This is a genomic window from Patescibacteria group bacterium, assembly GCA_026415775.1.
Classification (GTDB): domain Bacteria; phylum Patescibacteriota; class Minisyncoccia; order UBA6257; family JAAZHW01; genus SKW32.
The window spans coordinates 1-12,497 of sequence record JAOAGL010000002.1; the positions used below are offsets into that span (position 1 = coordinate 1).

The 12,497-nt window shown below is 33.8% G+C and carries 9 protein-coding genes and 1 tRNA gene; all 10 read left to right on the top strand.

Going from position 1 to position 12,497, the window contains the following annotated elements; translation table 11 throughout:
- A partial coding sequence (locus N2692_02630) for a HEAT repeat domain-containing protein (GenBank protein MCX8016171.1) occupies positions 1 to 2,012 on the top strand: 2,012 nt, incomplete at its 5' end.
- A gap of 66 nt (positions 2,013 to 2,078) precedes the next feature.
- Entirely contained in the window at positions 2,079 to 2,675 is a 597-nt protein-coding gene (locus N2692_02635; protein ID MCX8016172.1) for a GNAT family N-acetyltransferase, read from the top strand.
- A gap of 75 nt (positions 2,676 to 2,750) precedes the next feature.
- Complete coding sequence (locus N2692_02640; GenBank protein ID MCX8016173.1) at positions 2,751 to 3,305, top strand: LemA family protein; 555 nt, start codon at positions 2,751 to 2,753, stop codon at positions 3,303 to 3,305.
- Positions 3,306 to 3,325: 20 nt separating this feature from the next.
- Complete coding sequence (locus N2692_02645; protein MCX8016174.1) at positions 3,326 to 4,246, top strand: M48 family metallopeptidase; 921 nt, start codon at positions 3,326 to 3,328, stop codon at positions 4,244 to 4,246.
- 12 nt (positions 4,247 to 4,258) lie between these two features.
- Positions 4,259 to 4,346: transfer RNA gene (locus tag N2692_02650), tRNA-Ser, on the top strand.
- A 125-nt stretch (positions 4,347 to 4,471) separates the two neighbouring features.
- Positions 4,472 to 4,753, top strand: coding sequence for a rubrerythrin (locus tag N2692_02655; GenBank protein MCX8016175.1), 282 nt, complete (start codon positions 4,472 to 4,474; stop codon positions 4,751 to 4,753).
- An 8-nt stretch (positions 4,754 to 4,761) separates the two neighbouring features.
- Entirely contained in the window at positions 4,762 to 5,199 is a 438-nt protein-coding gene (locus N2692_02660; GenBank protein ID MCX8016176.1) for a pyrimidine dimer DNA glycosylase/endonuclease V, read from the top strand.
- A gap of 294 nt (positions 5,200 to 5,493) precedes the next feature.
- Positions 5,494 to 7,917 carry a site-specific DNA-methyltransferase gene (locus N2692_02665; protein MCX8016177.1) on the top strand — a complete coding sequence of 808 codons (2,424 nt, stop codon included), beginning with the start codon at positions 5,494 to 5,496 and terminating at the stop codon, positions 7,915 to 7,917.
- A gap of 70 nt (positions 7,918 to 7,987) precedes the next feature.
- Positions 7,988 to 9,484, top strand: coding sequence for an AAA family ATPase (locus N2692_02670; protein ID MCX8016178.1), 1,497 nt, complete (start codon positions 7,988 to 7,990; stop codon positions 9,482 to 9,484).
- Between the two features lie 4 nt (positions 9,485 to 9,488).
- Positions 9,489 to 12,443: a DEAD/DEAH box helicase family protein gene (locus N2692_02675; GenBank protein ID MCX8016179.1), complete on the top strand. Its 2,955-nt coding sequence runs from the start codon at positions 9,489 to 9,491 to the stop codon at positions 12,441 to 12,443.
- Positions 12,444 to 12,497: the final 54 nt, after the last annotated feature.

Below are 12,497 nucleotides of genomic sequence, written 5' to 3' on the forward strand. Positions count from 1 at the left end.
AATCTTTAGGTGAACTAGCTAAAATCTCTCCAGAAAAATTCATTCCTTTATATGAAAAAGGAATCCGTGATTCTGATTGGGAGGTAACACGCGCTACTGCCGAATCTTTAGGTGAACTAGCTAAAATCTCTCCAGAAAAATTCATTCCTTTATATGAAAAAGGAATCCGTGATTCTGATGTGGATGTAAGATGCGCTACTGCCGAATCTTTAGGTGAACTAGCTAAAATATTTGATTACAATCAAGAAAAAAGAATAAGAACTGTTTTTTTGGAGAAAAACAAGCTGTCAGAAACAGATTTAAACTTTTTTTATCAAGTAATCATCACCCTTCTTAAACATAATGAAGAGTTATCTAAATGTATCAAAGATTATCTTCCTCGTTATCTTTATCTGAAAAAATTAGCCAACGAAGTGAATGAACATATTGATGAAACTAAACGATGGCAAAATCCGGAAGAATTCTTTATCAACCACAATCTTGATATCGTTAATCTCTTCTTAATTGATCCCAATCTTTCCACTCAACTCTTTAAAAATCATTTAATCAGAGGCTTATCTTTTACCGAAGCTTATCTTGAAGTAATTCATCCTATCTTAGATAATCCTTCTTTTATCGAACCAATCAAAGCCTATCTTCAAACCAATAAAAACCTCGATGGCTACAATTTCTCTGATCTTTTAGAAATCGCTGCTGCTTACCATACCTTAAAAGCTCCAGAGTTATTCGCTCAAGTCTTTCAATCTCCTTCCTCTAATTTTGAAGAATTAAAACTCACTCTCAATAAGAATTTATTAAAGAAAGTAGCTGAAGATTTAAACATTAAAACCGAAATCAAAGACCAAGATCTTACTCAATGGAAACTCAAATATATTGCTAATCTCGTTACTAATCAAACTTTAATTAAAGAAAAATGTGATGAAGAAATCCTAGAATTTACCAATGCTGTCTTAAAATCAGTCTTTGAAAACAGATTTCAAGAATTTATCTCTGCTTTAAACCAAAAAGACGAAATTGGCAGAGAAATTGCCAAACACAACCAAAAAGTAGAACAAGAATTTAAAAAATACAACATTAACTGGGACAATTGGCTCAACTTCAAAGAACAATTAATTATGACTGTTGGCACAGCCAAAAAACAAAATCAAGAAGCCTTATTTAACCAATTCGAAAATCGTCTCCAATACTGGATTGATTCTATTACCGAACCCTCATTAAAACGCAGCTTAGAAAAAGACCTTATTCAGCTCAAACAAAAGAAAAAAGAATTTGATCCTTCAAAAATCAATCTTAATGACCCTCACTGGCTTGAACAACTTCTTCCAACCTATACCAAAAGCCTAAATTACCTTAAAAACAAAAATCCCAATTTTGAACTTCCTAATCAAACCCAGGAAGCTTTTGGTCATCTTTTAGAAACCATTAAATCCTTAACCGAACAACAACAAAAAGAACAAACATTGAAAAAAGAATTTATCGTTAAAATTTGGGATAGAAACCCTAAAAAAGATCTGTTCCAAGGCAATTTTACTGGTTGTTGTATTGCTGTTGGTGTTAAAGAACCGCCCCCTGGTGAATTACCAACCTTCCATCCCGAGACCATCTTTCAATATCTCATTGATAAAGGTATCAATGTTGCTGAAATAGTTGATCCTGGTACCAATGATCCTGTTGCTCAAACCTGGCTATTTGTCACCTTAGATCAAAACAAAAAACCCGTCTTAATTGCTGATAATTTTGAAGTAAACAAGAAATATCCTACTGGTCATAATGTTAATTATGCCATCGGAGAAGCAATGTTTCAGTTTTTAAGCAAATATGCCCAAGCCTGTAACATTGAAAAAGTAGGCTTAGGCCAAGTTGGAACTAATGATATTGACGATGATCATCTTCCTTCCTTTTCTCTGCCACCAATTAAAAAACTAGGAGGATATTTTTATGATAGAGAATATTATCTTGAAACATTAAAAGACACCTCAGTTTTGGCCATCAAACGAGAAGTCAGCAGTTAATTGATAAATGTTAATAACGAGATATACTAAAAATAGGTCATTTGCAATCAATTTTTTTTACCTCATATGCCTGAAAAAATACCTCGACAACCAATAAGAACACCTGAACAAGAAAAAGAGAGAGAAGAAAAAAGAAAGATTTTTTTAAGAGAAATCGAGAGAAAATACAATGTTCATGCAGTTAAGAATTTAAGTGAAGAAGAGCTAAAACAAATTCTGAAAATTGAGCAAGAGAGTTTTCCTGAAGAAATGCAGTCGGATTTGGAAGATCTTAAAGAAACTTTATTAAATAAAAAAGGAATTCAAATTATCGCTAGAGATGAAAAAGGAAAAATTGTTTCCTGTCTTTCTTCCAAACCACTCTCCGATGCCTACCGGGAGTTAAAAGATTATGATCCCGAACTTACTTCCAAAAAAAATGTTTTGTATGTGGAATCTATAGCGACATTTCCAGAAGTAAGAAATATCAGATTGTTTTTCGATCTTCTTAATACTTTAAAAAACGAAGCGAAAAAGAAAGGATTTAAAAAGATTGTTTGTCATGCACGAATTGAGAATGGTTTATCCGAATTTTTACAAAAAAGAGGTGCTAAAAAACTAAGAACTTTAGAGGATTGGCACGATTTTGGAGAACCATTTGATTATTTAGAGATAGAGATTTGATGATTGAATGATTAGCATTTGATTTAATAAAAAATAATGATAAAATCATTATAAGGTCGTTTAATTAATTAAATCATGAGTTTGATTACTATTATAGGGATTGTTATTTTTATTCTTATCGTTTTGGTTATTGGCATTTACAATAGTCTTGTTCGATTACGCAATCGGGTGAAAGAGGCGTGGTCAGATATTGAAGTTCAGTTGAAACGCCGTTACGATTTAATTCCCAATATCATTGAGACGGTGAAAGGTTATGCTGCGCATGAAAAACAAGTTTTTGAAAATGTGACAACGGCGCGCGCTCAAGCGATTAGTGCGCAGGGCTTGCAAAAGAAAGCCGAAAGTGAGGAAATGTTAAGCAATACCCTGAAAACTTTATTTGCGGTGGCTGAAAACTACCCGGAATTAAAAGCAAATGCGAACTTTTTAGATTTACAAAGAGAATTGGCTGATACGGAGAATAAAATTCAAGCCGCGCGCAGATTCTATAATAATTGCGTTTTGGCTTTAAATACCAAAATCGAAGTTTTTCCTTCTAATATTATTGCCAAAATTTTCAACTTTAAAAAAGAAGAATTTTTTGCTTTAGAAAATGTGAGCGAGAAAGAACCGGTGAAAGTGCAATTTTAGTTTCGGCATTATAAAAGTTTATGGTTCAGACGCTGTATTCGTTTAAAGAGTCCAACGTTAAAAAAACCTGGCTGTTAATGGGTTTGTTTCTGGTTTTTATTGTTGCTATTGGTTGGTTTATCAGTTATTATTTCAAAACGCCAGTAATTTTTTATTACGCGCTGATTTTTGCTTTGGTTTTAAATTTTATAAGTTATTGGGTCTCGGATAAGATCGTGTTAATATTTACTCATGCTAAACCTCTTGAATTTAAAGACAATCCCGAACTGTATCGGATAGTAGAAAATTTATGCATTACAGCTGGTTTGCCAATGCCCAAAATTTATATTTTACCAGAAAAAGCTCCAAACGCTTTTGCGACTGGTCGAAATGCTAACAATGCGGTGATTGCTATTACCGAAGGTTTATTAAAAAAATTGGATCGAAGCGAATTAGAAGGCGTCATTGCTCATGAATTATCTCATATCGGCAATCGCGATATTCTTCTTCAAACGGTGGTGGTAGTGTTGGTGGGATTGGTTGTTATTCTTTCAGATATTTTTTTGCGGGCTAGTTTTTGGGGAGGCTTTGGAGAGAAACGCTCTTCTCGAAGAGAAGGGGACCAGTTGATTGGTTTATTGACAATAGCGGGTGTAATTTTTATTATTTTATCACCGCTTATTGCTCGATTGATTCAATTTGCCATTTCCCGGAAGAGAGAATTTTTGGCGGATGCATCGGCTGCTTTGTTGACGCGCTATCCTGAAGGATTAGCTTCGGCTTTAGAGAAGATAGCAAACGATTCAACACCGATGCGACATTATTCTAATGCCACCGCTCATTTATATATTGCCAATCCCGCCATTAAAAAAAATCAATCTGTTTCGTGGTTGGTTAAACTTTTCTCCACTCATCCGCCAATAGAGGAGAGAATTAAATTATTAAGAGAGATGTCAGTTTAAAAAATAAAAAATGGAAGGGTGCCGGAGTGGTTTAACGGGACGGCCTGGAGAGCCGTGTCGCTGATGAAGCGACTCGTGGGTTCGAATCCCACCCCTTCCGCTAGCTTAAACCGTTAAAACAGCACAAAAAAATTAAAAAAGCTAAAATAGGTGAAATGAAGTGTTATGACCGGTGATTATGTTATCAAAAATTAAAAAATAAATGGTCGTTTTAAAATATAAATTATGCTCTCTCAAATTCCTATCAATTTAGAGAAAATTAAAAAAGAGGATGTAGATAAAGAAATTTTAAGAGTAGGAATGATAGCTGAATTAGATGCCATCAATCTTTACGAGCAATTAGCAGCAATCACAGAAAATGAGGATATTAAGAAAGTTCTTTTAGATATAGCCAAAGAAGAAAAAACCCATGTAGGAGAATTTCAGACTTTATTATTTGAGCAGGATTTAGAACAAAAAGAGGAATTAGAAAAAGGCAAAGAAGAAGTTGAAGAATTAATAGAGTAAAGGAAAAAATGCGTTTATGGTCTTTACATCCAAAATACTTAGATACCAAAGGTCTTTTAGCCACTTGGAGAGAAGGCTTATTAGCTAAAAAGGTGCTTCAAGGAAAAACAAAAGGTTATCAAAACCATCCTCAATTAATAAGATTCAAGAACCAGAAAAATCCCTTAACTGCTATTAATGCCTATCTCTATCAAATTTTTTTGGAAGCAAAGAAAAGAGAGTATAACTTTAATAAAAAGAAAATAGAGCCAATAATATTAAAAGAAAAAATCTCTGTTAATTCAAGTCAAGTGAGTTATGAGTTTTTGCATCTTCTAAAAAAAATAAAAATCAGAGATAAACAAACCTATAATAAGATAAAAGATCTTAGAAAAATAGAGATTAATCCTGTTTTCAAGTTGAAGAGAGGGGAAAGGGAAGATTGGGAAAAAATTAAAGAGAAATAGCTTTTTTCTCAATAAATTCTGTGTTCACCCTTGTTCCATTTATAACTTCAATTTACATAAAAAGGGGGTCAATGTGACTCCCCTTTTTTATCTACTTTTAGGTCGCTATTTCAGCCTTGTTTTGATCCGATAGCTTAACAAAACTCCTAAATGTGGTAAAATAATAATATGTCAAAAACATTTACTATTCACGATTTGCCGCAAAACGAGAGAGCAAATTAAAAAGGTTAGAAATTGATAATCATCAAAAATAAACCTTATTTAAAAAGAAAAAAATTGTGATAAAATGGAAATATGACAAAAGAGCAAAAATTTTATAAAGCCCTGCAAGATGTATTTATCGGAGCTAAGGTTGAAGGTAAAGGCGGTTTTGTTAATTTGATGAGGATAAAATCAAATTACTACCGCAAAATTGAGGAATTACTAAAACAAGATATTGAAAACGCTCTTCAGCAATACCCAGCTTTTAGAGACGAACTTTTTGAGAAGCTCTATTCATTTTTTAGCCGTTATTTTACGGAAAGCGGCTCAATCTATTTCAATTCAACGCCTTTTCATAACAACATCTACGAAAAAGTTTATACCGATGAAAAGGATGTCATTCTCTTCTGGAAAACGCAGATGCTCTACTATGTTAAAACTGACAGGATTTTCAGGAGTATGCCTGTTGAGTTTGATGGATTAAAATTTTACTTTGACGCTTCAAAGATAGAAAACAAAAAAGCCAACGAAAAACGCACACTGGTATTTGAATTAGATACTGTCAAAGAAGATGGAACCATTGTTTTTGGTGTTCAATACTCCGAAAAAGGTACGAAAACAAAAGAGGATGAGATATTAAAAGCAATAAAGAAAAAAGGTATTACTATCACTCAAGAGCAACTAGAGCGTGCTTTCAGGATTTTTGAAAAACAAAGCGAGGTTGATTTCTTCATTAACAAAAATGCCAAAGCATTTTTACAGGAGCAGTTTAAACTCTGGAGTTATCAATACTTCTGGGATGGGGCAAAAGAGTGGAGTGCGGAGAGAGTCAATCAGTTGCAAATCTTAAAAGATATTGCTTTCAAGATTATTGATTTTATTTCCCAATTTGAAGACGAGTTGGTAAAAATCTGGAACAAGCCGAAGTTTGTTAAAAACTCAAACTATGTGATTACGCTGGATAGAATAAAAAATACTAATCTAATTGAAAAAATTTTGGAGCATGAAAATATCAAGGAACAAATCAAGGAATGGCAGGATTTAGGCATTGTGGATGATAAGTTTACACCAAGCGATGTTTTTGAAACTGATTTAACAGGCAAGCATTTAGCTAAGAAATACGAGCACCTTCCCATTGATACCAAGTATTTCAAGGATTTAGAGCTTGAGATTTTGGCTTTGTTTGATGATTTGGACAAATCTTTAGATGGCTGGCTGATAAAGAGCGAAAACTATCAGGCATTAAATACAATCCTGCCGAAATTCAAAGAAAAAGTGCAGATGATTTATATTGACCCGCCGTTTAATTTAGATTCTTCTGACCAATTTCTATACCGCACCAACTACAAAGATGCCAACTGGGCAACACTGCTTGAAAACCGTTTGCGAATTGCCAAAGATTGGCTGAATGAAAAAGGAAGCATTTTTGTAAGATGTGATTACAATGGAAACTGGATTGTGAGATGTTTGATGGATGAGATTTTTGGGAAGGAAAATTTTAGGAATGAGATTGATATTAAGAGAAATCAAGCATTACCAAAAACTGGAGATGTAAATCTGATTGAAGAAACAGAAAATTTATTTGTTTATGGTTTTGGTAATTTTATTTTTAAGAATCAATTGGTGGATAGAGAAGATTCTTATTGGGGAGATTTAGGAACTAGACCATCGGATAAAAAAGTAAATCCTTCGAGATTTGTTGATGGAATTGAATTTAAACCTCCTGAATATAGAAGGTGGTCATATTCACAAGAGAATTTAGATGAAATGTATAAAAACAAGAGATTGAAAATTGAAAACGGGAAATTGAAAATTTTAATTGATAAAAAAAGAATTGGGACTAATTGGACTGATATACCGGGATATTCTACTACTCCTATTTGGGGTTTTTCTACCGAAAACTCTGATAAATTATTAGCAAGAGTTATTGATATGTCTACTAATAAAGGCGATTTACTTATGGACTTTTTTCTTGGCTCAGGCACGACTACAGCCGTAGCACACAAACTTGGCAGAAAATGGATTGGCGTTGAGATGGGAGAACATTTTTATACGGTAGTTTTACCAAGAATGAAAAAAGTTCTGGCTTATGATAAATCCGGCATCTCAAAAGAGGTAAAGGATTATCAAGGTGGCGGCTTCTTCAAGTATTACGAGCTTGAGCAGTACGAAGAAGCGCTGGCAAATTGTAAATACGAAGATGGAGGTTTGTTTAACGCACCGGGCAGAAGTCCGTATCAGGAATATGTCTTTGGTAGAGATTTCAAGTTATTAGAGACAAAGGATGGTAAAGAGGTCTTAAAAATTGATTATGAGAATAATAAGGTGAAAGTGGATTTAGACAAACTCTATTCGAATATAGACATTGCAGAAACCTTGTCCAACCTTACCGGCAAATGGATTAAAAAGATTTCCGATGCCGAAGTGGAATTTGAAGACGGAACAAAGGTCGATACAAAAAATTTAGATTATAAACTAATTAAGCCGTTAATTTGGTGGGAATATAATAAACCCTGATTTTTGATTGGATTGGAATACAATTGAACTTGACATTTTGATTGGATTGGAATACAATTGAAATAAGCATATGGCTACAAGAGAAAAAATAGAAAATTTTTACCGTCTTTGGACCTCGGAATTAGACAAGTTTCTTTCCGGGTATATTTATGATGAAGAAAATAAGCTTAATCCAACAAGGTATATTTTTTCTTATTATTTAACCGCTTTGGAAAAGTTTGCCGCCGGGAGGTTAGAAGAAATAGAAAAAATAAATCTTCTTTCGGGTATTAGAGGCGTTGGCAAAACTACGTTATTGGCCCAACTCTATAATGCTCCAAAGTTTATACCGCTTTACAGAAAATCAAATTACAGAAATGTTATTGCTCAAGATTATGAGAAAATTTATTTGGATGTAAGCCGTCTTTCTGATGAAGGTATCACTTTAAATGAATTCTTTAATTATTATCAGGAGAGAAATGAAATTAGATTTGTTGATTTAAACAAAAAATTGCTTATTCTTCTGGACGAAGTCCACTATGACGAAAAATGGGGATTATTTTTAAAAAATGTTTTTGACGCAACTAAAGGACATAAAAATATTTTGGTTATCGCTACCGGCTCTTCGGCTTTGCGGATAAAATTAAATCCTGATTTATCAAGGAGATCGCTTTCCGAAGAATTATATCCTTTGAAATTTAATGAGTATGCAATTTTGAAAAATAATATCTATCCCGAACGAAGTTTATCAGATAATCTTACTGAAGCAATTTTGGGAAGCAAAGACGCAAAAGAGTTGTTTGAGTTTTGTAAAAATAAACAGCCAGAGATTTCAAGATATTTTAGCAAGTTTCCTCCCGGCGCTGAAGATGATTATTTGTATTTCGGCGGATTTCCATTTGTTTTGAGATTAAAAAATAAAAAGTCAATTGTTTTTGAATTAGTATCTGGAGTGATTGATAAATTTATAACCAAGGATTTGCTCGAAATGCGCCGCTTGAGTTCGGAAACGATTTCAAAAATCAAGGATTTATTATATTTAATCGCAAGTTCCGACAGCACTGACATCGATAAATTATGCAATACTTTGAAACTTGATTACAGGCCGGTTAGAGCAATTTTAGACGCTTTGGTTCAAGGTGGGGTTTTGGCGGAAATAAAGAGTTACGGTCAAAAATTTGTCAGAGTCAGGAAGCCGATTAAGTTTTTATTTATTTCTCCATCCTTGCGAGTTAGTATTTTGAACGGTATTTTGCCTCCGGAGGTCAAAGGAAAAATTTTAGAAGATTATTTGACTTTAATTTTCAGTAAAGATTTTCATAGAAAAGGGAAGCACTATGGCGGTCTTGAAGTAATGCACGATTCTTCTTCGGGCGGGGCAGATTTTATTTTGCGTCTGGGACAGAGAAAGAAAATTATTATAGAAGTCGGATTTGGGAAACAGAATGATGGAATAAAGCAAATAGAAAATAGCGGAAAAGTTACTGCCGGCTATGATTATGGAATTATAATCAGTCGACAAGGAGATTTAGAAATAATGAACGAAAAAATTATCAGAATGCCGCTTAAATATTGGTTAGCGATTTAAAATTATGCCTAAACAAGAAAAGCGAATGCCGCTTTATCTCCAAGACAGAATACTTAAAGACATTTCTTTTGAAAACTTGCCCGCAAAATGGCAGGAGTTTGATTTTAGCCGATTTTCAAAAGACAAAACGCTTTTTGATTTTCAGCAGGATGCTTTAAAGAATGCAATAAGAGCGTTGCATTTATATTTCAAGGATAAAAAGGCAGATAAAAAAGCATTATTTGATTATTACAAATTAAACGGATTTCAAGAAAATTTTGATTATGATTTGAAGAAAAAAGCAGAAGGGAAAACTATTAAATATCTTTTAGAATATCCTGATGATTATCCTGTTATTGATAATAAAATCTCCTTTGCTCATTTTATCAATCGTATGAGCTTTTGGATGGCGACCGGCTCGGGCAAGACGCTGATTATTGTTAAACTGATTGAGCTTTTGGGAAAGCTTATTGCCGAAAAAGAATTGCCGGTTCGGGATATTCTTTTTTTGGCACATCGTGATGACCTTTTGAACCAATTCAAAAATCATGTTGAGGAATTTAACAGCTTTAATTTTGATACCAAGATAAATCTCAAGAGTTTAAGAGATTACGAAAGCGTAAAGCGCGAAAACGCCTTGCCGTTTGCCAAAAACGAAATTACCGTTTTTTATTATCGTTCTGATTTGATTTCTGACGAACATAAAGAAAAAATCGTCAATTTTCAAAATTACGACAACGGCGGGCGGTGGTATATTCTTTTGGATGAAGCCCACAAAGGCGATAAAGAAGACAGCAAGCGGCAGATTTTATACTCCATACTTTCAAGAAACGGATTTTTGTTTAACTTTTCCGCAACATTTACCGACCCAAGAGATTTTGCGACCTGCGCTTTTGAATTCAATCTTTCAAGGTTTGTTGAAGAAGGATACGGCAAGCATATTTATGTGTCCGGGCAAGATGTTGCGGCTTTCCGCAGAGAAACAGATTTTTCAAAACAGGAAAAACAAAAAATTGTTTTAAAGGTTTTGCTTTTGCTCTCATACATCAATAAAAATTTTGAAAAGATAAGGGGAATTGACAGCAGGCTTTATCACCACCCGCTTCTTTTAACTCTGGTTAATTCGGTAAACAAACCGGATGCCGACCTGCAGTTATTTTTTAGAGAATTAGAGAGTATTGCCACGCAGGAGCCGGCAGAAAGAATCTTAGAATCAGCCAAAGAAGAATTAGTCGCTGAATTTTCTTCTAATCCGTCATTTTATTTTGAAGAGAGCGAAAAGGTTGTTTTAAATATCGGCGAATTAGAGAAAATTGGCTACAAAGATATCCTGCAATATGTTTTCAATAGCCGAACACCCGGCGCAATTGAAGTTTCTTTTCGTCCATCAGACAAAAGCCAGGTTGCTTTTAAACTGACCACTTCTGATAGATATTTTGCGCTGATTAAAACGGGAGAAATGCCGCAATGGCTGAAAGATGAATTGGGAAGATTTAACATTAATCATCGTTTTGAAAATGAGGGATTTTTTGAAACGCTTAATCGCGATGATTCCGACATAAATGTTTTAATGGGTTCGCGCTCTTTTTACGAGGGGTGGGATTCTAACAGGCCAAATCTGATTTTGTTTGTAAATATTGGTGTTGGTAGCGATGCTAAAAAATTTGTTTTGCAGTCAGTTGGTCGGGGAGTAAGAATAGAGCCGCTGAAATATCAAAGAAAGCGACTCCAAAATTTGCTAAACGCTAAAGTTATAAATGAACAATTATTTGAGAAAGTTAAGGATTTGATTCTGCCAACTGAGAGCTTATTTGTTTTTGGCACTAATGCCGAAAACCTGAAAGAAATAATCAAAACGCTGAAAGAAGAAAAACAAGACAAGAGTTTGGGCGAAGCGTTTATATTAAATCCCGAAGCGCAAAAACATCCGCTTTTAGTGCCGGTTTACAAAACTGCCGAGAGAATTTTTGCCGAAGAAAGCAATCCTCAAAAATACATTATAAGTAAAGATGATTTTAATCTGACAAAAAGTTTTTATGAATACATAGGCGATAAAGTTGCTGTGGCGAAATATGATTGCGAAGTAAAGGTTTTGAAGAAAGCAAAAGAAAGCTTTTCAGAAAAAGAGAAATATTATGATTTCATCGAAACAAACTCACTTTTTGAACCAGAGTTAACTCTTGGCCGAATTTTTGATTATATGGGAGTTAAAAGCAGAGAATTTGATAGATTTGAAAAAGTAGAAAAAGGTAAATTTATTGTCCATTTTGAAAAGGTTAGATTTAGAGATGGAGAAAAATACCAAAAAATACTGGAAGCAATTGGAAAAGCAAAAAATTACTCGCAAAAGGCAGCCAAAGAGAAAGAAATTGATGCGGAATTTGAAAGAACAAACGATAAAGAAAAATATAAAGAGGCAATAAAACAATTAGAATTGAATTTTCAGCCCGAAGTTGAATATGATAAATTAAAAATTAAGTATTTAGCCAATCATTACTATCTTCCTGTGATAGTTTCAGAATCCGAAAAAATTGATTACATAAATCATATCATCAATGTTGAAAGTGAGGTAAAGTTTATTAAACAATTAGAAGAATATCTTGCCAAACCTAATAATGTATTTACACAATTTGACTGGTGGATGTTTTCAAAACTTGATCAAACACTGGATGAAGTGTTTATACCTTACTTCAATCCGAAAGAAAATCGGTTTGCAAATTTCAAACCAGACTTCATCTTTTGGGCCAAGAAGGACGATCGATACCTGATTTTGTTTGTTGATCCAAAAGCGCCAACCTACACTGATGCAAACTATAAAATAGATGGCTATCGCAAAATCTTTGAAGAAAATGGCCAAGCTAAAATATTTCCCGGAAACAGATTAGTAAAACTCTTAATGTGGGGTCCAAGAAACACGGGAGAGGAATATAAAGACTATTGGGTGAATAATTTTGATGATTTTGCGAACGAAATCAATTAATTTATAAACGGCGACGCATTATTTAGGAAGTCTGACTTCCTAAAATTTAATAAA

Bases quoted from the DNA above. Each gene is read 5' to 3' on its own strand.
- N2692_02670 (MCX8016178.1), top strand. From the start codon at position 7,988: ATGGCTACAAGAGAAAAAATAGAAAATTTTTACCGTCTTTGGACCTCG.
- N2692_02645 (MCX8016174.1), top strand. From the start codon at position 3,326: ATGGTTCAGACGCTGTATTCGTTTAAAGAGTCCAACGTTAAAAAAACC.
- N2692_02640 (MCX8016173.1), top strand. From the start codon at position 2,751: ATGAGTTTGATTACTATTATAGGGATTGTTATTTTTATTCTTATCGTT.
- N2692_02655 (MCX8016175.1), top strand. From the start codon at position 4,472: ATGCTCTCTCAAATTCCTATCAATTTAGAGAAAATTAAAAAAGAGGAT.
- N2692_02675 (MCX8016179.1), top strand. From the start codon at position 9,489: ATGCCTAAACAAGAAAAGCGAATGCCGCTTTATCTCCAAGACAGAATA.
- N2692_02665 (MCX8016177.1), top strand. From the start codon at position 5,494: ATGACAAAAGAGCAAAAATTTTATAAAGCCCTGCAAGATGTATTTATC.
- N2692_02660 (MCX8016176.1), top strand. From the start codon at position 4,762: ATGCGTTTATGGTCTTTACATCCAAAATACTTAGATACCAAAGGTCTT.
- N2692_02635 (MCX8016172.1), top strand. From the start codon at position 2,079: ATGCCTGAAAAAATACCTCGACAACCAATAAGAACACCTGAACAAGAA.